Annotated in this window: 17 protein-coding genes; 1 reads left to right on the forward strand and 16 read right to left on the reverse strand. The window is 61.4% G+C overall.

The genetic code is table 11. From position 1 onward, the window contains the following. Positions 1-4: 4 nt before the first annotated feature. From LIS66_RS12560 to rfaH, 14 genes are all read right to left on the reverse strand, one after another. Positions 5-1,483, reverse strand: a complete 1,479-nt coding sequence (locus LIS66_RS12560; RefSeq protein WP_227974421.1) for a family 16 glycosylhydrolase — start codon at positions 1,481-1,483, stop codon at positions 5-7. 31 nt (positions 1,484-1,514) lie between these two features. Next, positions 1,515-2,570: a UDP-glucose 4-epimerase GalE gene (gene galE, locus LIS66_RS12565; RefSeq protein WP_227974509.1), complete on the reverse strand. Its 1,056-nt coding sequence runs from the start codon at positions 2,568-2,570 to the stop codon at positions 1,515-1,517. Between the two features lie 31 nt (positions 2,571-2,601). Beyond that, positions 2,602-4,020: an oligosaccharide flippase family protein gene (locus tag LIS66_RS12570; protein ID WP_064361734.1), complete on the reverse strand. Its 1,419-nt coding sequence runs from the start codon at positions 4,018-4,020 to the stop codon at positions 2,602-2,604. Between the two features lie 17 nt (positions 4,021-4,037). Next, entirely contained in the window at positions 4,038-4,967 is a 930-nt protein-coding gene (locus LIS66_RS12575) for a glycosyltransferase family 2 protein (protein WP_227974422.1), read from the reverse strand. Further along, positions 4,961-6,268, reverse strand: coding sequence for an O-antigen ligase family protein (locus LIS66_RS12580; protein WP_123418322.1), 1,308 nt, complete (start codon positions 6,266-6,268; stop codon positions 4,961-4,963). Before LIS66_RS12580 ends, LIS66_RS12575 begins: the two co-directional genes overlap by 7 nt. 1 nt (position 6,269) lies before the next feature. After that, positions 6,270-7,376: a glycosyltransferase gene (locus LIS66_RS12585; protein ID WP_227974423.1), complete on the reverse strand. Its 1,107-nt coding sequence runs from the start codon at positions 7,374-7,376 to the stop codon at positions 6,270-6,272. Beyond that, a complete protein-coding gene (locus tag LIS66_RS12590; RefSeq protein ID WP_227974424.1) occupies positions 7,373-8,452 on the reverse strand; it encodes a glycosyltransferase in 1,080 nt (359 codons plus the stop codon). The genes LIS66_RS12585 and LIS66_RS12590 overlap by 4 nt, the downstream gene beginning before the upstream one ends. Before the next feature lie 11 nt (positions 8,453-8,463). After that, positions 8,464-9,171 (reverse strand): WecB/TagA/CpsF family glycosyltransferase, encoded by a 708-nt coding sequence (locus LIS66_RS12595; RefSeq protein WP_227974425.1) that lies wholly within the window; start codon positions 9,169-9,171, stop codon positions 8,464-8,466. After that, on the reverse strand, positions 9,168-10,526 hold the full coding sequence (locus tag LIS66_RS12600) for a UDP-glucose dehydrogenase family protein (RefSeq protein ID WP_227974426.1): 1,359 nt from the start codon (positions 10,524-10,526) through the stop codon (positions 9,168-9,170). The genes LIS66_RS12595 and LIS66_RS12600 overlap by 4 nt, the downstream gene beginning before the upstream one ends. A gap of 46 nt (positions 10,527-10,572) precedes the next feature. Further along, complete coding sequence (locus LIS66_RS12605) at positions 10,573-11,964, reverse strand: undecaprenyl-phosphate glucose phosphotransferase (protein WP_064361728.1); 1,392 nt, start codon at positions 11,962-11,964, stop codon at positions 10,573-10,575. Positions 11,965-12,030: 66 nt separating this feature from the next. Then, positions 12,031-14,340: a GumC family protein gene (locus LIS66_RS12610; RefSeq protein WP_227974427.1), complete on the reverse strand. Its 2,310-nt coding sequence runs from the start codon at positions 14,338-14,340 to the stop codon at positions 12,031-12,033. 2 nt (positions 14,341-14,342) lie between these two features. Continuing rightward, positions 14,343-14,876, reverse strand: a complete 534-nt coding sequence (locus tag LIS66_RS12615; RefSeq protein WP_042609790.1) for a polysaccharide biosynthesis/export family protein — start codon at positions 14,874-14,876, stop codon at positions 14,343-14,345. A 12-nt stretch (positions 14,877-14,888) separates the two neighbouring features. Then, positions 14,889-16,049, reverse strand: coding sequence for an outer membrane beta-barrel protein (locus LIS66_RS12620; RefSeq protein WP_042609791.1), 1,161 nt, complete (start codon positions 16,047-16,049; stop codon positions 14,889-14,891). A gap of 51 nt (positions 16,050-16,100) precedes the next feature. Further along, positions 16,101-16,619, reverse strand: coding sequence for a transcription/translation regulatory transformer protein RfaH (gene rfaH, locus LIS66_RS12625; protein ID WP_056785643.1), 519 nt, complete (start codon positions 16,617-16,619; stop codon positions 16,101-16,103). Positions 16,620-17,303: 684 nt separating this feature from the next. On the opposite strand from rfaH, the gene LIS66_RS12630 reads away from it, so the two are divergent. Beyond that, positions 17,304-18,278, forward strand: coding sequence for an NAD-dependent epimerase/dehydratase family protein (locus LIS66_RS12630; RefSeq protein WP_227974428.1), 975 nt, complete (start codon positions 17,304-17,306; stop codon positions 18,276-18,278). Positions 18,279-18,280: 2 nt separating this feature from the next. Here the strand turns inward: LIS66_RS12630 and LIS66_RS12635 are convergent, their stop codons facing one another. Together LIS66_RS12635 and LIS66_RS12640 are read right to left on the reverse strand one after the other, a co-directional pair. Beyond that, on the reverse strand, positions 18,281-18,490 hold the full coding sequence (locus tag LIS66_RS12635; RefSeq protein WP_227974429.1) for a hypothetical protein: 210 nt from the start codon (positions 18,488-18,490) through the stop codon (positions 18,281-18,283). A 111-nt stretch (positions 18,491-18,601) separates the two neighbouring features. Further along, positions 18,602-21,061: a fimbria/pilus outer membrane usher protein gene (locus LIS66_RS12640; RefSeq protein ID WP_227974430.1), complete on the reverse strand. Its 2,460-nt coding sequence runs from the start codon at positions 21,059-21,061 to the stop codon at positions 18,602-18,604. Positions 21,062-21,250: the final 189 nt, after the last annotated feature.

The following is a 21,250-nucleotide window of genomic DNA, read 5'->3' on the forward strand; positions in this document are numbered from 1 at the left end:
GGGCTTATTGCGCTGAGCGTGTCCAGACCCTGACGTAATCGATGCGAAACACCGACGGCAGGTCAGCATCGTCGACCACCCCGAACCAGTCCCACATCGCTTCGCTGTCGAAAACGATTTGCATGGGGAAGTGCCAATAGGTGTTCTTCGCCTCCCGGACCAGAACGCCGTCGACGTACCAGCGCAACGTCTCGGGTTGCCAGTCGAAACCGTAGACATGAAAGGTACTGGCCAGCCGCCAAGGGGCATTCCAGGTGCTGCCGGAACTCAGGTGTTGATCATTCTGCGGTCTGGCCCAGACATGGGCGTTCATGTTGTACCGGCGGTCAAACGTTTCGTTGCGGGTTTTGCCGCCGATTTCGAAGATGTCGATTTCCGTGGCGTTCTCCGGCAGCCCGGTCCACGCCAGCCAGAACGCACTGGAGCCGGCAGAGTTCATCGGCTTCGCCCGGGCTTCGTAATAGCCGTACATCCCCCGTTCATGGGTGCGCACCATCGCCGAGCTGTAGTCCTTGTAGCCCAAGGCGACGTATTTCTCCGGGAGGGTCTGTTTGCGGAAGGTAATGTTCAGATTACCGCTGCCGACCTTGGCGTTCTCCGGTAAAAACAGCGCCGGTTTGCGCCCGAGGGAATCGGTGCCGGTGGCGTTGTTGACGTGCCAGCGTTCGGCGTCGAGCGTGCTGCCATTGAATTCGTCGGACAGCCGCGTATCGAGCTTCCAGCCGCCGGCATTGGCCTGATCCGACAACGGCAGATCGGGGGTAACGTGCGTCGGGGTCGGGCCTAACGGGCCAACCCGGGTCCAAGCATCGGCCTGCTGCGGAACCACGACTGCCCATTTTTGCGCCAGGTAGTCGAACACACTACGGCGTTCGTCCTGGTTGCTGAATTGACGGTCATACACCAGCACTTCGGCGATGTCGCCGCGCAGGATTTCCGAGGTGCCGACTACGTTGCGCGCCACCGCGAACGGGCCGATCGGCACGTCACTGGTTTCCAGCAACGCCAGCGCCGGCTCGTAGGCGCTGGTCTGCTGCACGCTGATGCCGAAATTCGGCGCGACGTTGTCGTTGTCCGCCAGTTGCGGGCGGGAGCTGAACAGTCGCTGCCAGGCTTTGCCGCCGGCCTGCTCGGGCAGGCGTCGCGAGACGACGAAGACCGTCACCGGGCCTTTGCTTGTGCGAATCGCCTGGCCCATGAACGCTGCCGTGCCGCTGAAACGCACCACACCGTGGCCGTTGAGGGCGTTGTCGACCCGCGTCGGCAAAATCGTCGCCGCGCGGTTGTCGACGGTGACGTCATTGCCCTTGCCGGATTTATCCAGCCAGCGCACGACCTGGTTTTGCCCCTCCAGTGTCATCGCGGCCGGGTCATTGCCGTCCAGCCACAACACCAGGCCTTCAGTGACCGGTCCTGGAATATTGGCCTCGGCGCCAACGCTCAGCAGCAGCAAGACAAACAGCATGCATCGTGATCTGTTCATGAGTCGTCCCTAACGTGAGTTGGCGGCGTTATTACGTGCCCACCGCCAGCAGCGGCGCCGGTTGCGGGCGGTAGCCCCATGGGTTGCTGGTCTGCCAGCGCCAGCTGTCGATGAGCATTTGTGTCAGCTCGCGTTGCGCGCGCCAGCCCAGTTCGCGCCCGGCCTTGCTTGCATCGGCGCGGCATTCGGCGACATCACCGGCGCGGCGCGGGGCGAAGCGGTAGGGGATGCGCAGACCGGTGACGTCTTCGAAGGCGCTGATGATCTGCAACACGCTGTAGCCGGTGCCGCTGCCGAGATTCCATATGTGCAGGCCATGCTCGTCGCCCTGCAAAACCTCCAGCGCTTTGAGATGACCAGCGGCCAGATCCAGCACATGGATGTAATCGCGAATGCAGGTGCCGTCGACGGTCGGATAGTCGTTGCCATAAACGGTCAACGCCGCGCGCTGGCCGCTGGCAACCTCGGTCAGGCACGGCAGCAGATTGTTCGGCCGACCATTGGGTGCCTCGCCGATCAGCCCGCTCTGGTGCGCGCCGATCGGATTGAAGTAGCGCAGCACGGCAATGTTCCAGCGCGCGTCGGCGACGGCGAGGTCGCTGAGCAATTCTTCGATCACCAGCTTCGAGCGTCCGTACGGATTGGCCGGTTTGCCGGTGCCATGCGATTCCACGATCGGCATCACGGTCGGCTCTCCGTAGACAGTGGCCGATGAACTGAACACCAGATTGAACACGTGGGCGCGGGCCATCGCCTGACACAGGTTCAGCGTGCCGACCACGTTGTTGGCGTAGTAATCCATCGGTCGACGCATGCTTTGCGCGACCGCTTTGAGACCGGCGAAATGCAGCACCGCGTCGATCGCGTAAGTGCTGAAAATCTCCTCCAGCAACGCCGCGTCGCGGATATCGCCTTCGATGAAATCGATGTGCGAATGACTCAACAGCTCGAGCCGTGTGATGGCCTCGCGGCTGCTATTGCACAGGTTGTCGAGGATCAGAACCGTGCGTCCGGACTCGATCAACTGCAATGCCGTGTGCGAACCGATGTAGCCGGCACCGCCCGTGATCAACGTGGTTTTGCGCATGACGACGTGCTCCATTGCGAGGAAATCCGGCTCAGCGGGCGGTGAACACCAACTTGAATTCTTGCGGCCAGCGCGGGTGCAGCAGGCTGTAGGCCAAGGCGTAGGTCAGCGTGCCGATGGCGATGTCGCCGGCCAGGTGCGCATAACCGGACAGGCCGGTCTGCCGCGACAGCCACATCACCACCACGACCATCACGACAGAGGCAAGCAGGCTGCGGTAACTGGACTGGAAGAAGCTGCGCCAGTCGTAACCGATGGCGGCGTGCAGGCCGCGCACCTGCAATGGCGTGATCAGCAGCATGCGCAGCAGCAATGCCAGCGCCGCCGCCATGCCGCCGTAGCTCGCCCCGAGCAGATACACCAGCGCCAGCGCGAGCAGGGTGGTGGCGACTTCGGCCTTCAGCGTCAGATGCGTGCGATTGACCGCCACCAGCGCAGTGGTCGCATACAGCGCCAGATTGCCCAGCGCCGCCGTGCCGGCGAGCACTTGCAGCAAGGGAATCGCGTCGGCCCATTTCGCGCCGAAGATCAGCAGGATGATGTCTTCGGCGGTCAGGGCGATGCCGAAAAACAGCGGGGTCAGCACGAAGCCGCTGATTGCCGTGGAATCGCCGATGACGCCGATCAGCCGCGCCGGTTCGGCACTGCGCCGGGCGAACACCGGCAGGGCGTAGCTCATCAAGCCGTTGTAGATCGCCGAGCGCGGCAGGTCGATGATGCGCATCGCCAGGTTGAACATGCCCACCGCGTGCGCCCCGGCAGTCAGGCCGAGAATCAGGTTGACGCCGCGTTGCAGGGTTTGCGAACTCATGACATTGACGCAGACCGGAAGTCCGGCGCGCAGCAGTTCGCCCAGTACCTGGCGGTCGATCAGCAAGGGAATGCGCCGACGCTCGCTGCGCATCAGCACCAGCGTGGAAATGCCGTCCATGATCAGCGCCTGCGCGACCACCGCCCACGGGCCGAAACCCAGCAGCGCAACAGCCACGCCGCCAACCCCGCCAGCCACTTTGCCGAGCAAGGTGCGCGAGGCCAGCAGCTTGAAATTGCCGCTGCGGCGCATCTGTGCCACATACACCCGGGCCATCAGGGTGAAGAGGATTTTCACCGAGGCCACGGCGGTCATCCAGCGCAGTGCGGTGGACGGCGTATACAGCACCACCGCCAACGAGATCAACGCAATCGACAACAGACTGACCAGTACCGCAAACCAGAACACGCTACTGATATGTTTGTCTTCCATCCGCTGCAGGCGCACCAGCGGGTCTTCGAGCATCGACGAGAACAGAATGCCGACCACTTCGACCACGGCGATGATCAGCGTGCCGATGCCCAGCTCGGTCGGCGTCAGCAGATGCGCGTAAACGACAAAGGTAATCATCGACAGGAAAATCAGGCCGAACTTCTCGGTGAAAATCCATACGAGGGTCATCAGGCGGCGGTTGGCCATGGCGCGATCCCCGACATTCAGCGGCTGTTGCCCAGGCTTTTCAAGCAGGCGTAGAGGTAGCGCAGGGTCGGTTTGCCCTGGGAGAAAAACAGCGTCTGCCACGAATGCCCGAGCATCTGCCGGAACACCTCGATGACCCGTGGGTGATCGCCGCGCCGGGAAAACGCATTGAGAAACTCCGCGTGATTGGCGAGGACGAAATAGATCCGCTGCTGCTTGTTCAGCCGGGTGCCGTAGCGTGCCAGGTACAGCTGAATGAAGCGCAGCTTGTGCGGGTAATACTTGTGCGGTTGCGCGGTGATGTTGGCGGCGTTGACCGCGCGCCAGTGCAGGATCTGCGGCACGCTGTGGATCTCGCTGATTTCCGCGATGCGCGTCCACAGCAGACGATCCTCGGCGAAGCGCAGGCTCTGATCGAAGCCGCCAATGGCGACGATGATTTCGCGCAGGGCGAGTACGCCGGAGGTGCCGTTGATGATGTTTTCGCGCATGAAATCGGCAAAGTGGTCGCCGTGTTTGCAGCGGTCCTCCAACTGACGTTTGCCGTCACTGAATTCGCTCATCTGAAAGCAATCGATCAGACCGGCCTTGCGCCCCTGGTGGCTCAGTTCGGCGTGCAGGGTCAGTTGTTTTTGCAGTTTCTCGGGATGCCAGCGGTCATCGGCATCGAGGAAGGCGATGAAGGTTTCCTCGGCACTGAACACGCCGCGATTGCGCGCACTGGCCGGGCCTTGATTGGGCTGCTGCAACAGCACAATGGGAAAGGGCGCGGCGTACTGCTTGACGATCTCTGGCCCGGCATCGCTGGAACCGTCATCGACGACGATGACTTTGTCCGGCAGCCGGGTTTGTGCACTCACCGAATCCAGCGTGCGTTGGATGCTGGCGGCGGCGTTGTACAGCGGAATCACCACGCACACGGTGACGGCCGAGGGATCATTCAGCATGGGCGTTGCTCCCTGAAAGTGGTGCGCATCGGCCGAGCGCTGGCGACTGGCAGCGGCTGCGTACGGATGACGAGGTGGTGGCGGAAGGTCAGGCTGAGCACGCAGAAAATCAGGAACTCGCCCGAGCGATAGTTGGGGATCACATAGGCAACGTAATTGGTGACCACAAACAGGCCGATGATCACCAGCGCACAGGCCTGATAGCGCGCCGATTGATCCGCCGTGATCGCCCGATAACGCTTGCTCAGCGTCTGGGCAAACATCAGCAGCAGGGCAATCAACTGAATCAGGCCGCCGTTGAGCAGGGTTTCGACGTAGCCACTGTGGGCATTGCCGATGTAGCCCCAGCGGGTAATGAACGCATCGGCATCGGCGCTGGCCCAGAACGCGCCGAAGCCGTAGCCCTTGAGAAATTGCGCATCGATCAGCGGCTGCAACAGCTCCCAGATCAACGTGCGGTCAGTGAGTGACGGGTCGCGGCCGACCAGTTCCAGCAGCATGGCGTAGTTGGCGTAAAGCACCCCACACAAGAGGAAGAACACCAGCGTCGCGGCGGTGAAGGCCAGCAGGGAGCGGTTGATGCGCAAGCGGATCAGCGTGATGAAGTAGGCGTAACTGGCGGTGCCGGCGACGATCAGCGCAATCGCCGTGGCCGACTGCGCCAGGCCAATGGCGATCAGCGCGAACAGCCCGTAGAGGATAGCCAGCGGGTTGCGTTGGCGGATCATCGGCAGCAGCAACAGGATCGCAATCGCGTTCAGGCGTGCGCCAGCGTTCTTTTCCGCGAACACGCCGCGAAAGGCACCGTCACGGATGCCGCCGGAAATGAAGGCGATGTCCGGGCGAATCACGGCGAAGATCAACCCGACCAGCGCCGCCGCACCGATCACGCAGCCGAACAGAAAAGCGATCCGCTCGATGCTGTAGCGCCAGGCAATGAAACCGGCGAAGAACACTACGCTGAGCAGCGCGACGAAACGCTTGAAGCTGAGCATCGGCTCGCTCGACCAACTGATCGACGCCGCCACGCAGCCGAGGAACACCAGCAAAAACAGGTTCTGCCGGTAGAAGCTCTTGCTGAGAAAAACCTTGTGGCGGATGAAAAAGAACAGCGGCACCAGCAAGGTCAGCAAGCCGCAGACCTGATTGGCCAGATTGCCTTCCAGATCCTGCTGCGCATCGTCCAGCGTGCTGACATTGCCCAGGCGCAGAAAGAAGCCGATCACTTGCGTATAGAACAGCACGCCAAACAAGGTGAAGGCGTCGGCCAGCGTCGAATAACGCACTTGCAGGCGGTTCATCTCAGCGCCTCCCGAGTAACGCCTTGAGGTAGGTCTGCACCGCGCGAGCGCTGACAAAACGCGCGGCAGCATCGATGCGACGCTGGCGATGCAGGGCGCGCGGCGCGGACATTTGTGCGCTGATCGCGGCGGCGAGAGCGTCCGGGTCGTCGACCTCGACCAAGGGCGCGACGGCGCCGTCGGCGAGAATTTCCTGCGGGCCATACGGGCAGCGCGTCGCCACTACCGGCGTGCCGGTGGACAAAGCTTCGACCAAGGCGTTGGGGCTGCCCTCGAAACGCGACGACAAGACAAAGCAATCTGCCCGAGCGATCTCGGCGATTGGATCATTGGCGTAACCCGGCAGATCACAACGCTGTGCAACGCCGAGCGCTGTCGCTTGGGCCAGCAGTTCGCCGCGCAGGGCGCCTTCGCCGAAGATGATCAGCCGCGCATCGCCTTGCGGCAGGCGGGCGAAGGCGTCGATCAGGGTGTCGAAACCTTTTTGCTGCGCCAGCCGACCCACGGCGACGATCACCGGGGTGGTTTTGTCCTTGAGCCAGGGATGGCTGGGCGCGGCGGCAGGTTTGTCGCGAAAATCGTTGTCGAGCACCGGGTTGTCGGCGGTGGTCACGTCGCGCGGACGGGCGATGGTGGTGTCGACCAGATCTTCGGCGACGCCTTGTGATACGCAGATCACCGGGTTGGGAATCAGCCGGTACAGCCACGGCGCCAGCCAGTAGGCGAGCTTCACCGACAGGGCCGGGTTGACGTGCTTGTCCCGCGAGAAGGCATTGCGCTCGCTGACATGCAGCCGCGCCAAAGTCCCGGACAGCACAGCCGCGGCAATCGCCACGACGTTGACGTGGGTGAGGGCGGCCAGTTGCGCGTCGTATTGATTGCTGCGCAAAAAACGCGTCAGCGCCGGCACCGCCGCCGCGCTGCGCGGACTGTCGAGCAGCACTTGCCTGACCCGTGGGTCGAGCGCCGGTTGATTGATGCCGGCACCGGTGAGCATCAGCAACGTGACTTCGTTGCCGGCTTCAACCAAGGCCCCGGCGAGGCGCACCATCATTTTTTCAGCGCCACCGGCGCCGAGGTCCTGGAGGATGATCAGCAGTTTTTTCATCGGTTCCACACCTGGTAATAGGCCTGCGCGGCGTACTGGCTGGTATAGGGCTGGATCGCTTCGCTGACCGAGCGTCGGGCCGGCGCAGCGGATTCGCGGCTGGCTAGACTGTCGAGCAGCGCCTCCGCCAGGGCCGGCACATCGTTAACCTTGACCAGGCGCCCGAGGCGTCCGTCGTCGAGCAACTCCCGCGGCCCGCTGCCGCAATCGCTGGAAATCACCGCCGTGCCCAGTGCCAGCGCCTCGACCAGCACCGTCGGCAAACCTTCGTGCAATGAGCTGAGCACCAACACCTGCGCATGGCGAATCAGCGGATAGGGATTGCGCAGATGCCCGGTGAAATGCACCAGACGTTCGATGCCCAGTCGTTGCGCCTGCGCTTCAAGCGCTGCGCGCAACGGGCCGTCGCCGGCAATCACCAGATAGGGCAGCGTGCGCTGTTGCGCTGCCAGCGCATAGGCTTCGAGCAAAAGATCGAAGCCTTTGGTTTCCACCAGTCGGCCGATCCCCAGCCAGTAATGATGGGGCACGCCACCGGGCAACGGCGCTTGTGCCGCATGCAACAGTTGCTCGCTGATCACCGCGTTCGGGCAATAACGGATGCGCGGCTGGCCCCACGGCATCAACCCGGCAAGCGACTGGCGCAAACCGTGGGACACCGCGACCACCTTGCCGCTGCCGCACAGATACAGCGCGTACAACAGGCGCAGGCTGGCGCGCCCGGTGTTCTGTTCGGCGCAATCCAGTGCGGCGTGGCGGGTGTAGATGACTTGGCACGGACTGCCCAAGGTGGCGAACCAGGTGCAGAGATTGGCCTGCTCCTTGGCGCCGATCAGATGCGTCACGCCTTCGCGAAGAATCAAGCGGCGCAGCAGCACGATCGATTTCAGCCAGCCAACGAGGCCGCCGCCGCCACCGGCAAGGCTTGGCGCGCCGTCGACGTTGGGCGAGTCGCCGTTCATGACGAAAAAACTCACCCGCCGGCCGTCTGCCAGGAACTGCTCGGCGAGGCGTTGCTGCACGCACTCGACGCCGCCGCCAGTCTGGTAATCCTTAAGCGTGAACAGAATATGCATCGGCACAATCCTCATGGGGCGGTGACATTGATCGCCACTTGCTGGCGCAGAATCAGTTCGGTCAGGCGCAGGGCATTGCTCGGGTAGTCGAGCAGGTAACGCTTGATCGTGTGCGGCTCGCGGTACATGCGGTAGAAGGCGCGCAGGTGCAGGCGGTTGATGGCGGCGGGGTAGTAGCGCTCGCTGGCATTCGCCTCCTGACGAATGAAACCGCCGCAGGTGAATGCCACGCCGCTGAAGCCCCCGCGCAGCGCATCGAGGACAAAACGCTCCTGCAGCCCGGCGCCGAGGCCGACCAGCAGCAGGTTGGTCCGCTGCCGACGGATGTCAGCCTGCAGCGCCGCGCCTTGCTCGGCGTCGAAGTAACCGTTGTGCGCGCCAACCAGCTGCAGGCGCGGGTACTGCGTGCCGAGCTTTTCCACGAAACGATCAAGCTCCGCCTGCCGCGCGCCGACTACGTAGACGCGTTTGCCGCGTTGCTCGGACTCGCGCAACACCGGATCGGCAATCGAGGTGAAATCGAAACTGACCCGCTCCACCGCGCGCCCGGTAATGCGCGACATGAACCCGGACATCAGCATGCCGTCGCAGAAATACGCCAGCGACGGCGGCGGTTGGCGGATGAAACTGCCGATCGAGGCGAAGTTGAGAAAGGAGAACGCCCGGTTCGATTCCAGCAGCGCCGGCGAATAACGATCCAGCAATTCCAGGCGGATCATGACGCGAGATCCTGTGCTTCGGCGGCGCAGGTCGGCCGGCCGACGCTGATGTAGGTGAAGCCGCGCGCGCTGAGGCGTTGCGGATCGAACAGGTTGCGGCCATCGAAGATCAGCGGGTTTTTCAGCTGGCGGGCGAGCAGTTCGAAGTCCGGCGCGCGAAACGCTTGCCACTCGGTGACGATCACCAACGCATCGGCATTCTTCAGCGCCGCCTCTTTGGTGCCGGCCAGCGTCAGGTCGTCGCGCGGGCCGTAAAGCTGCTGCGCCTGCTCCATGGCTTTCGGGTCGAACGCCTGCACGCTGGCGCCAGCACGCCACAACGCCTCCATCAACACGCGGCTGGGGGCTTCGCGCATGTCGTCGGTGTTGGGCTTGAAACTCAGGCCCCAGAGGGCAAAGGTTTTGCCTTCAAGGGCACCGTTGAAGTGATCGGCAATCTTGTGGAACAGCGTGCTTTTCTGCTCATTGTTGCGCGACTCAACCGCCCTGAGCAGGCGCGCATCGATATCGACGCCGTGGGCGGCATGGATCAGCGCACGCACATCCTTGGGAAAACACGAACCGCCATAACCGATGCCGGGATAGATGAACTGATAGCCGATGCGTGGATCCGAACCGATGCCGTGGCGAACCATTTCGATGTCGGCGCCGAGTTTTTCGGCAAGCCCGGCCATCTCGTTCATGAAGCTGATCTTGGTCGCCAGCATGCAATTGGCGGCGTACTTGGTCAGCTCGGCGCTGCGCACGTCCATGACGATGATCTTTTCGCGGTTGCGATTGAACGGTTCGTACAGCTCGCGCATCACCGCTTCGGCGCGGGGGCTGTCGGTGCCGATGATGATCCGGTCCGGGCGCATGCAGTCGTCGACCGCGCAGCCTTCCTTGAGGAATTCCGGGTTGGACACCACATCGAAGGTCAGTGCAGCGCGTCCGCTTTCGCCGAGGATGGCGTTGATGCACTCGCGCACCCGATCCGCCGTACCCACCGGGACCGTGGATTTGTCGACGATGATCTGCTCGCCGCGCAGGTGCTCTCCGATGGTACGGGCGACGCTCAGCACATGTTTGAGATCCGCCGAACCGTCCTCGTCCGGTGGGGTACCAACGGCGATCAACAACACGTCGCCGTGCTTTACCGCAGCGGCCAGATCATTGCCGAATTGCAGGCGACCGCTGTGATGGTTTTCCCGCACCAGGCTTTTCAGCCCCGGTTCGTAAATGGGCAGGCTGCCGTCGTTCAAGGCCTGCACCTTGGCCGCGTCGACATCCACACACAGCACGTTGTGGCCGACCTCGGCCAGCGCGGCGCCCTGGACCAGTCCGACATAACCGATACCGAATACACTCACATTCATGGGAAAACCTCATGCGCGGTGGGGTGGGCCAGAGCGCTGGCCGCAGTCAGTAGATGTTTTTCGAGAACAGGGTGAAGGGCGTCTTCAGCAGGATCTTGATGTCCAGCCACAGCGACCATTGATTGATGTAATTGAGGTCCTGGGCGACCCGGCGCTGCATCTTTTCCACGGTCTCGGTTTCGCCGCGGTGCCCGGTGATCTGCGCCAGACCGGTGATGCCAGGCTTGAGCCGATGCCGCGCCATGTAGGCGCGCACCTTGCCGGTGTAATAGATGTTGTGGGTGACTGCGTGCGGGCGCGGCCCGACCAGCGCCATGTGCCCGAACAGCACGTTGAACAGTTGCGGCAGTTCGTCGATGGAGCTGCGCCGCAGAAAGCGTCCCAGCGGCGTGACGCGGTCATCGTCGCGGGTGGCCTGGCGCACTTGTTGATCGTCGTGCACGCGCATCGAGCGAAACTTCCACACGCGGATCACTTCGCCGTCGCAGCCATGGCGGTTCTGCTTGAACAGCACGGGCCCCGGCGACGTCAGCTTGACCGCGATGGCCACGCCGAGCAGCAGCGGGCTGAGCAGCATCAGTGCCATCGCCGCGACGCTGCGTTCGAACAGGTCCTTGCAGAACAGGCTGCCGGGGTGCGAGGTGAGCAGGCTTTCGTTGAGATAGATCGCTGGCATCCGCTCGATCTCGGAGATCGAATGATTGAGCAAGACCATGCTGCCCAGGTCCGGAATCCACACCACGTCGACGTTCATGTCGAGCAGGTTGATGTACAACGCTTCGATGGTCGCCGCCTCGGCCATCGGCAGCACGATGTACACCCGCCGCGCCTGCAAGCGGGTGATGATTTCGCGAATGTCCTCAACCTCGCCGAGCAGCGGCAGAATGCTTGGCGCCGGGCCGCTGTCGGCTTTTGCCGCGACGAAACCGAGCAGCAGCGCGCGATCCGGGTCGAGGAGTTTGCGCGCCAGCTCATGGGCGGTCGGGCAGGTGCCGATGATCACCGCGCGGCGCTCGTTGCAGATCATCTTGGTGTACATGCGCACGAACAGATGCAGCGGCAGAAACGTCGCCGCCTGAGCAAGAAAACCCACCACCGCCCAGACAATCACCACCTGCCGGGAAAACAACGCGCTGGTCTGGGTGACGAAGGCGATGCTCATCAGCAGCCCGAGCAGAATCAGCCAGCCGGCGAGCAAGCGTCCGAGCCCGACCAGCAGGCCATGACGTTTGTGATAGACCTGGACGAGGCTGTAGACCGGCATCGAGCCGAGCACGGTGAGGATGATCAGCAGCCGGTATTCACTGGGCAAGGCGCCGATGCGCCAGTGCACCAGCACCATCAGCAACAGGTTCACCAGGGTCATTGCGCACAACCATTGCCCCCAGAAAGTGAGGCCGCGACGCTGTGCCATTTGCGCGGAATATTGCGAGGTCATCGGCACGATCTCCGATTCATCGAACAGGGAAGGGATGGCTGCTGCCGGGCGGCACGGCCCGGAGGATCAGCGCGGGGCGAAGTCGTAGTCGTAGAAGGAACGGGAATGGCCATGGCCGTACTTGCGCGCCTTGCGCAGATCGACCTGATTGAGCACCACGCCGAATACCGGCGCCTGGCTCTGCTGCAACACGGCAATGCTTTTGCGCACCTGGCCGACCGGCGTGCTCTGCGCCTTGACCACGTAGATCACCGCGTCGGAATGCTGGGCCAGCAACAGCGCGTCGCTGACGATTTCCGCTGGCGGCGAATCGATGATGATGTGCCGGTAGCGCGACTTGAGAATGTGCAACAACCGGCCGAGGCGTGGCGAACTGAGCAAATCCTGCGCGGGGGCCACGGCGTTGCTCGAACTGCTCGAGGCTTTCAGTCGTGGTGCGTCGAACGGATCCAGCATCGACGGTGCCAGGCAGCCGGCCGGAAGCATGTCGAGATTGCCGACGCTGCGAATGCAGTCTTCCAGCCGCGCGGTGCCGGCCATGAGGTTGGCGAGGCCGGGGCTCTCTGGCGGGAAATCGAAGTTCAGCGACAGCGTCGGCTGCCGCATGTCGGCGTCGATCAGCAGCACCCGTTCCAGCGGCGCCAGCGACGAAGCGAGATTGTTGGCGATGGTGCTCTTGCCTTCGCCGGACACCGAGGACGTGACCAGCACCACCTGCGCCGGGCGCTCGTTGTTTTGCAGCATCAGCCAGGTGCGCAGGTTGCGGATGGTTTCGCAGAAGCGCGGGTGATCGTTGTCTTCGAACAGCCGCGCCAACTGCCGACGGCTCTTTTTCATGACCAGCGGCACCACGCTGAGCAGCGGCACATTGAGCAGACTCTCGACGGTGTCGTCGGTCTTGAAGGTGTTGCTCAGCGTATCGAAGAGGAAGGCGAGGGCGACGCCAACCACCGCAGCGACCAGCGCAACGATCGCGAGAATCAGGTTCTTGCGCGGTTTGCTGGCTTCCAGCGGCGCGATCGCCGGGTCGACAATGCGCGCCTTGGCCGAATCCATGTCCGAGGTGGCGGCGGTTTCCTTGAGACGAGTGACGAAGGTTTCATACAGCGCGCGGGTGCTGTCGACTTCCCGCTGGAATTCGCGCAGCTGGAATTCCTTGCGCGAAATGTCCTGAATCTGTGCCTTGTTGCTGTTGAAGGATTTGCGCAACGCGTCTTCGCTGGCCACCGCCAGTTGATATTGGCGTTCGATGCCGGCGACCACTTGCTGCACCTGCAGCCGCAGGCTGTTGGCCGCCGTACGTTGTTCGGAACGGGCGGATATCAGCGCCGGGTGTTTCGGCCCGTAGCGCCCCGACAACTCCTCGACTTTGGCCTGGGCCTTGGCCAGGTCGGCCTGGAACTGCTGAATCAGCGGGTTGCTCAGCACCGCCGGCACGCTGGACAAACGGCTGATGTCGCCGTTGCTCAAGGACTGCGCCTGACGGAACTGGCTCTCCGCTTCGGCGCGATCGCGGCGTGCATCGATCATGCGGTTGCCGGTCATTTGCAGTTCGTTGGCACTGATCGTCGCGACACCGTCGACATCGACCAGACCCTGTTCTTCGCGATACCCCTGCAACTTGTTTTCGGCTACGCGCAGGTTGTCGCGCAACTCGACCAGGCGGGTGTTCATCCAGCTGGTGTTGTTTTGCGAAGACTTGAGGCTGGTGTCCTGCTGGCTGTCGATGAAGCCTTGGGCAAGGGCATTGGCCACCGCCGCAGCGAGGGCCGGGTCGGGCAGTTCGACGTCGATTTCCAGCAACTGGCTTTTGCCGACAAACTTGACGCCGGTGTGCAACATCAGGTTCTGCGTGACGTCGTTGAATACCTGTTCTTCGGTCGCTGGCGGCTTCGGTGGCGGCAGCAGATCCAGCCATGGCAGCCATTGGTCGCGGTTGAGATCGGCCAGCCATTGGCGCGGGGTGAACCAGCTCTGCGCCTGCTGGCGCGGATCGGTGATCGGATTCGTAGTTAGGCCGAGTTTGCGCACGGCGCGCTCGGCCAGTTCCCGCGATTGCAGCAGGGCTTGCTGGGTCTGCAGGTAATCGGTGGTGGTGGCGCCTCCGGCTTCAGCGGCTTGCTGAAAACTCATGACGGGCGGCGTCTTGTCCTTGATCAGCAACGTCGCACTGCCGACGTACTGCGGCGTGATGAACGACAGCGCCGCCACGGCCAGCGCGCAACTGAGCAGCACCAGCCAGGCGATGTTCCACTTCGCCGACCAGATCACGCGCCACAGGTGCAGCAGATCAAGGGTGTCCGACTCATCGGCCGCTTGCGTTTGCGAGTGGCTCTGAAGCGGACGTTCGAGGTAGGTGCTTGGGCTGTTGTCCATGATCAGAAAAAGCCTTGTGCAATGGAAATGGTGTCGCCGGGGGCGATGACGGTGGTGCGCGAGATGTTTTCAGTGACCGGCGGGCCGCCGCTGCCGCGCAGGATCGTCACGCGTTTCATTGAGGCGCGTTCGGTCAGGCCGCCACCCAAGGCAATGGCTTTTTCCAGGGTCAGGCCGGGCTGGAAGGGGTAGCTGCCGGGCTTTTGCACTTCGCCATTGATGTAGAACGGGCGGTATTCGATCTGGCTGAGGCTGACTTTCGGATCGACCAGATAGCCTTGCTTGAGGCCGTCGACGATCTTCTGTTCGACCTGATTCGGCGTCAGGCCCTTGGCGACGATTTCGCCGAGAAACGGGTAGGAGAAGGTGCCGGCGTCGTTCAGGCGGATCTTCTTGAAGCTCAGTTCCGGCTCGCCGAACACCGTGATGCGCAATACATCGCCGGCAGCAAGGCGGTAATCGGCGTTGCTGTCCGCCGCCTCGACCGTGGGCACTGTCCAGAGCAGCAACAACAGCAAAATCAGGCGCGAGTGCATGGCCAAACCCTCCTACAGACTGACGTCGAAAGTGATCTGGAAGACGTTGCGGGTGAAGCTTTCGTTGTCGGCATCGGAGTCGTTGTCGCGGTGCCGATAGGCGAGTTCGACGTCCAGCCAGCGGCGCATTTCGTAAATCACGCCGAGTTTGTAATCCTGCAGATCGTCGCTGCGGTCCTGGCCTTCGTAGACGTAATGGCCCATGCCGACTTCGGCAACGCTGGTGATGCGTTCGGTCCAGCCGTGGCGCCAGCCGACCTGGGTGAAGGTGGCTTTCACCGCGTCGGAACCGTCGTCGCCTTCGGCCATGGCCTGGCGGGCGAGGAAGGTAAACGTCGAGTAGGTGCGCGGTTTCCACGCCAGATCCACTTGCCAGGTCGGGTTGCTCAGATCGTCGGAGCCGCTCTGGTCGAAGTTCTTGCGCTCGTAGCCGACGCGCAATTTGCCGGTGGTTTTTGCGGTCATGTCCCATTCGGCCCCGGCCAGCACCGCATCGGAGCGACTGCTGCGCGGGCTGTTCGATTGCAGGTAGTCGAAGCGCGTGTGGTCGTATTCGAGCAGGCCGCGGGTCTTGCTGCCGAGGCGGTGATACCAGGTGGTGGTGAGGTTGCTGGTGTTGCGCTCCTTGTCATCGTTGATACCGTCGGCGTTGTCATAGCGCAGTTGGGCGTAGCTGGCGCCAAGGTCGATCTGGTTCAGCGCGCTGCGCGCGCCGAAGGTGTAGACGCCGCCGACGCGCTTGCTTTCGATCTTGTCGTTGATGCCGTCGACGGCGGTCGAGGTGGTGCGCTCGTATTTGCGCGCCTCGGCTTCGAGTTTCAGCCGATGCCGGTCGGTGAACTCCATGATGCTGTCGGCGCGCAGACGCTGGGCGGTGTTCGAAGCGTCCGAGGCGCTGTGATAGATATAGCGGGTCGGCTCCCAGATCACCCGCGTGGCGCTGTTGCGATCCTCGGCCTTGAGCTCGAAGGCCGGCGCCAGGCGGGTGACCATGGTTGACTCGACGTCATGTTCGACTTCACGAAAGTTGTCGTCGTAGCTTTCCGACAAGGCGAAGGTCGGGGTGAAATCGAAGCCGTAGACATTGATCGCTTGCGGCTCAACGCTCCAGGCAGCTTCGGGTGCGCAGCAGGCAACGACTAAAACCAGGGAACAGCGAGGCTTCAGAGCCATGGATCACGCTCCTGATAGAGGGGGTCGGTGTCAGGGCGAAGCGGATCCGGACTATTGTCGCTGGCGTTCGAGGTAACTCAGCGGGACGCTGACGTGTTGTTGGCGGTTGAGGAAATTGAGCAGGATCATCACGCGCTCATCGCCCTGCATGGACAGGAACACACCCTCGAGCGGTGACAGTGGGCCCTGGACGATCTGCAAAGGTTCGCCAGGCTTGAGCGTCGGCTCGGCGGGAAAACCGATCGACTCCTGGCTGCGTTCACGCAATTGTGCGATCACGTCTTCATCGACCCGGGCCGGCACGTGGTTGAATTCGACGATGCGACTGACGCCGCGGGTCGAGCGAATCGGCGCCCAATTATCGTCTCGGCTCAACTGAATGAACACGTAGCCGGGGAACAGCGATTCCAGGGTTCGTTGGCGTTTGCCACGAATACTGCGCTCGCTCATCAGCTGCGGCCGAAAGGTCGAATAGTTCTGTTGCTGCAGATTGAGTTGTGCCCGTTCATCCTGGCGGGGCTTGCACTGCAATAAATACCAGTTAGAACCGTTGCGGCAAACCGTTAGCATGCTGGAGTACTCCATACATAGCGATCGTTTAAGCAAGGCGGCCGATAACGTGGGACGAGCCGTCATGCTTGCTAGTAGGTAGTAGGCTGATCAAGGCAAAGTGCCGAGCCAGATGCATCAATGTTTATTGGCAGAAGAAGTGTTTCAAAAATGAATCAACTTAGGTGGGTTGTTGTTATATCCGTGGCCGTCTTGGCTATAACGATCCGGCGGCTTTTGTTTAGGCAAAGCTACCGCACGGTTCGCAGTTGCGACCTTCAGGATCCAATTACATAAGTAGCCAGAAAGCGGGAAAGTGCGCATCGGCGCGAGCTCATCGGGCAGGGATTAGTTATCGGCCAGTCTTCGCAAGCTGTCAATTAATAACAGTCAAAAAGACTGCCTTTCATCCGCTGATGATGGCCATGTTTTGTAAGTGATTGGTTCGTAAGGGTGAAATCTATTCGTCGGATTTTTTAAACTTTTCCAAGTTATTGAAGTCGTCTAGGTTAGATGGTGTGCGTGATAGCAAATTAGTTTCAATCTTACATCTTTCGGTTCGTAAGAGGTTTGCCTTTTAATCTCCTTGCGTCGGCTGCTGCTGGCCTCGGCAACTAAGGTCGTCTATGAATAGTTGCCGAGTTTGCGGGCGAAATGTTCGGCGGTGCGTATCCGCTAAAGTCAAACCAGTGAGCCGAGGCGATCATGAGTGTTCTGGTGACGGGCGCAGCAGGCTTTATCGGTTATCACACGGTCGTGCGTTTATGTCGCGAAGGTTTTGAGGTTGTTGGTGTCGACAATCTCAACGCTTACTACGACGTCGAACTTAAACAGGCGCGGTTGCACAGATTGCAAACGCTGACCAATTTCACTTTCCAGCGGCTGGACATCGTCGACCAGGGAGCATTGACCGCGCTGTTCGTGAAGGGCCGATTCAAACAGGTCATCCACCTCGCCGCGCAGGCTGGTGTGCGTTACTCGCTGGACAATCCTGATGCTTATGCGCAATCGAATCTGGTCGGGTTTCTCAACCTGTTGGAAGCTTGCCGTGGTCATCCGCCCGAGCACTTGATTTACGCCTCGAGCAGCTCGGTGTACGGCGCCAATACCAAGATGCCGTTTGCAGAAGATGACCAGGTCGATCAGCCAGTGTCGTTGTACGCCGCGACCAAACGCGCCAACGAACTGCTCGCGCACAGCTACTGCCATCTCTACGGATTACAGGCGACCGGCCTGCGCTTTTTCACCGTGTACGGCCCGTGGGGCCGACCGGACATGGCTCTATTCAAATTCACCGAAGCGATGCTGCAAGGGCGCGCCATCGACCTTTACAACCAGGGCGAAATGGCGCGGGACTTCACCTTTATCGATGACATCGTCGAAGCGATTTTCCGACTGCTCGACAAGCCGCCGGCACGCAGCGACGAGCGCGGCACCAACCGCCTGTTCAATATCGGCCGGGGTAGTCCGGCCGCGCTGATGAGCTTCGTCGAATGTCTGGAGCAGGCATTGGGCATGAAAGCACAGCGCCGTTATTTGCCGATGCAGGAGGGCGATGTAGTGAAGACGTGGGCCGACGTGTCGGCGCTGGCACGCTGCATCGACTTCAGCCCGCAGGTGCCGATCGAGCAGGGCGTGCAGGCGTTTGTGCAGTGGTATCGGGAGTTCTATCAGGTCTGAGTTCAGTGCAGGGTGACGGCCCTGCGACTTTCCCCGATGCGGATCCGGTCAAGGGCGCGATTCAGCGCATCCAGTGCATCGAGCAGCGCCTTGGCCTCGGCTTCACGCCCGTCGCCCCACAGGCGTTCGGCCATTGTGTTCAAGGCCAGAATCGCCCGCTCGATGTCGGCTGCGCTGGCGGTGTCATTACTGGCTGGTGGTTTCTTCGGCATTCAGGGTTCCTCGGCGGACGGCAAACCACCATACCGCCAAGGCGCCGAGCAATATAGTCAGCGGGTGCCCGTGTTGCAGATTCAATCGACAGGCGCAGGTTTATTGGCGCACTACTTCGCGCTCGAAGAGCAGGCCAACCGGTATTGCTCGTAGTTCAAACCTTCAACCTTTTCCGGCAGCTTGTACGGCACGGGGCAGCTTTTGCCCTGCCACTTGATGGTGATGACACCGTGGTCTTTGGTCACCAGCGCCAGGGCTTTGCCCGTCGGATCGGACAATGCCAGTTGTTTGCCGTCGCTATCCAACAGCACGGCGCCGAATGGAATTGCCTGTCCGTTGGCGTCGTACAGCTCGAACTGGACGCGTCTGCCTTTGCTACCTTCGAAGCGTGCGAGAACCACCGAACCGCGTCTTGGCACCAGTTGCTGAGTGGCATTGTCCAGCTCGATCTCACCACCCAGGTTACGCGTGTCCAGCGTCACCCAGTTCACGCGATACGGTTGCGCGTTAGGCAGAACCGCGTAGCCGTTCAGGCCGGTTTTCACGCCTGAATAGCTGCTGACTTCGACGCCCGACATGCCGGGCACTTCCACCAGGCCGAACGTTTCACCGACGGTCTGGCCCATATTGATGCCGCCTGCATGGGCCACCAGCGATCCTGCTGCACTCAGGTTCTGTGATTCATAGCCATTGCCTCGGCTGTAACCCAAGCTCAGGTCGCCCATCGATGTACGGGTACTCAGGCTCAGCGAGCCAGAACGATCGCCCTGGACACTGCGCCCGGTCTGCACCGAGTAGTAGGTGTCGCTGTCCTCGGTCAGATAACCGTTGATCCCGGCTTGGGTGCTGGTCCCTGTATTTTGATGGTTGCTGGAAATGTAGGCACGCGGTGCGCGAGGCGTCGATCCGAGCGGGAAGGAAATCGAAACGCTCAGTTGTGTGTCGTTGTTGGTCTCACCGCGCGCGCCGAATTCCTGGGTTTTGCTCAGGCTGATGTTGTAGTTCAGGTCGCGCCAGTTGTTGTTGTAACCGGCGGAAAAGCTCCGCGAGCCGCCGCGATCCCAATAGCGCTGGTCACTGGCGTTCAAGTAAAGCGAGCCGAACTGACGTGCTTCGCCCAAGGTCTGGTTGACCGTAAGATCGGTGCGGGTTTTGGAATTACCCAGACGTCGGGTTGCGCCGGCGCTGGTGTCCTGCACATGGTCGGTCAGCGTGCGGTAACCCTCGGTCGAATAACGATAGGCGGCGAGGGTGAAGCTGGTATCGGTGCCGGTGAAGGTCTTTGCATAGAGCGCGCGTACGCTGCTGCCCTGGATTGTTTTGCCAAAGGCCTTGCTGGACGATTGCGTGACGTCCAGGGACATCGCGCCAATCGAGGTATTCTTCGCCGCGCCGACCGAGAGCGCCTTGAAACCATTGCTGGCCTGAAGGCCGGCAATGCCTGTCAGGTTGCTGGTCAAGCCGTAGGCGAACGTGCCGCTGAGGAAGGCCGGCTTGTCATAGCCCTCGCTGTTGTTATTGAATTTGCCGCTCGACAGGCTGTACTTCAGCTGTCCCTCACGCACCATCGTCGGCAGGGCGGAGAATGCCTGTCGGGTGACCTTGCGCCGTCCATCCGCTTCAACAATGGTGATCTCCAGATCGCCGTTGGAGCCCGATGGATAGATATCACTGATCTCGAACGGGCCCGGCGGCACGTTGGTGGTGTAGAGAATGTAGTTATCCTGGCGGACCTCGATCGTTGCATTGGTTTCAGCCACGCCACGAATGATCGGCGCATAGCCGCGCTCACTGTCTGCGCGCATGCCCTCATCAGAGGCCACCTTGACGCCTTGATAGCGCACGCTGTCGAACAGATCCGAATCGGAAAAGATTTCACCCGCACTCAGTTGCCCCTTGATCGCCGTGAGGTCGCGCTGGATGAAGGTACGGTTGCTGACGAACCGATTGGGCCGGCCGGTGGCGCTGCTCAGGTTGGACTCGTTGCGCAAACGCCAGGCGCCCAGGTTTATGCCATTGCGCAGCCCGAGGTTATTGGAGATTTGCGTCGAGTAATCGGTTTTGCTGCGGGTGCTGCTCAACTGATAGTTGATGAAGCCGGCGGCCACGCCTTCGTCCCAAAGCTCAGGATCGACATAACCACGCATGCCACGAGCCATCGCCACCTGCGGCACGCTGATACTGAGGCGCAGGCGGTTGGCGTCAAAACTGAGACTGGCTTGCTCGATCATCGCGGGCAGGTCGTAGTGATCGGCAGGGTGTTGCTCGTCAACCAGACCTTGCTCACGCAGTTTGCGCATGTCCACACCCAGCTGCTGTAACAGTTCCAGGGTGATGCGCGGTTCGACTTTGCCGTTGACCGGGTTGGCCGCAAAATCAACGTCGCGTCGACCGACCAGCGTGCCGTTGCTGTAAACGTCAACGCGATATTGGCCCGGCAGTACGCTGTTGGCATTCAACAAAGGTTGCAGATCGACCGCTGATGAACCTTCAAGAAACAACGTATTGAAAGCTTCACCCGCTACCGCGGCCGGCGCTTCGGCACCTACGGCAAATCCACAGATGGCCATGTTGATTGCAAAGCACAATGGATGCAGGCAGCCCAACGCCGTTTTGTTTTTCTGACGCGCAACGTGATGCTTAACACAACTTGGAGATGTGTGGTGTTGGGAGGAAAACATGCAATTTGCCTTATCAGTCCGTGTTGCTTCAACCGGAGTCCGGAACTTGTGAATAGCTTGTAAGTTGGCAGGGTAGGG

This window comes from Pseudomonas sp. HN2, from assembly GCF_020736465.1.
GTDB classification, from domain to species: Bacteria; Pseudomonadota; Gammaproteobacteria; order Pseudomonadales; family Pseudomonadaceae; genus Aquipseudomonas; species Aquipseudomonas moraviensis_A.